1 protein-coding gene is annotated in these 1331 nt (G+C 65.6%); it reads left to right on the top strand.

The genetic code is table 11. The features are described from left to right. Window positions 1–510 precede the first annotated feature (510 nt). A partial coding sequence (locus ACFWFI_RS42700) for a glycoside hydrolase family 11 protein (RefSeq protein WP_387401371.1) occupies window positions 511–1331 on the top strand: 821 nt, incomplete at its 3' end.

Consider the following 1331-nt stretch of genomic DNA (forward strand, 5'->3'; position numbering starts at 1 on the left):
GCCGGCCGCACACGCCGAGGACCGCCCGCCCGAGATCGTCCGTGCGCCGGAAGCCGCCTGCTCCACCTCTCCCCTCTCGGGTCGCACAGCACCGAAAGACTTCGAAACTTTCGACACCGCACGACCCGAACACTGATTCCCATCTCGTCGCATGCGGTAATCAAATTCGCCGCCCACGATCCTTGATGCCACTGACCAGGCAGTAATTGCCTCCCGAGTATCCATTCCCAGGATCGACGCTTTCGTAATCCTTGCCGAAACTATTGACACCCCTCCGAGCCAGATCAACACTGTTCGCCGTCGACAGACCTCAATCACTGTCGATCCGGGTCCCCCCGACCCGGCACCCAGGCCGGTTGCCGAGCACGACGACCGGCCAAGTCCGGCCGGGACGCGCGACACCGACGCGCGGTCGCCGTCATCGCCTGTTCACCGTTCCCCCCACAGAGGGCGTCTCGCGCTGCCCGGACCCCCACCCGGCCCCACGAGGACGAGGAGGAAAGCACGCACATGAACGACGCACCCGCACAGTCGAACAGCCGCACACGCGGCAGGTTCAGACGGTCCATCCGCAATGCCTTCGCCACGGCGATGGCTGCCGTGGCCGTGCTGGCCCTGCCCGGCGCCGCCAACGCCGACACGGTCATCAACTCGAATCAGACCGGCACCGACAACGGCTACTACTACTCCTTCTGGACCGACAGCCCCGGCACGGTCTCGATGAACCTGGCATCCGGCGGCGGCTACGGCACTTCGTGGAGCAACACCGGCAACTTCGTCGCCGGCAAGGGCTGGAGTACCGGCGGACGCAGGAGCGTGACCTACTCGGGCACCTTCAACCCGTCCGGGAACGCGTACCTGACCCTCTACGGGTGGTCGACGAACCCGCTCGTGGAGTACTACATCGTGGACAACTGGGGCACCTACCGCCCGACGGGCACGTTCAAGGGCACCGTCACCAGCGACGGCGGTACCTATGACATCTACGAGACGACCCGGGTCAACGCACCGTCCATCGAGGGCACGCGCACGTTCAAGCAGTTCTGGAGCGTCCGGCAGTCGAAGAGGACCGGTGGAACCATCACCACGGGCAACCACTTCGACGCATGGGCCCGGCAGGGAATGAACCTGGGCACCTTCAACTACATGATTATGGCCACCGAGGGCTACCAGAGCAGCGGGAACTCCAACATCACCGTGGGTGGCACCTCCGGCGGCGGTGGTGGTGGCGGAGGAGGCGGGTGCACCGCCACCGTGACGGCGGGCGACAGGTGGAGCGACCGCTACAACCTCAACGTCTCGGTCTCCGGCTCCAGCAACTGGACCGTCAC

Source organism: Streptomyces sp. NPDC060209 (assembly GCF_042728155.1).
In the GTDB taxonomy this organism is placed as follows: Bacteria; Actinomycetota; Actinomycetes; order Streptomycetales; family Streptomycetaceae; genus Streptomyces.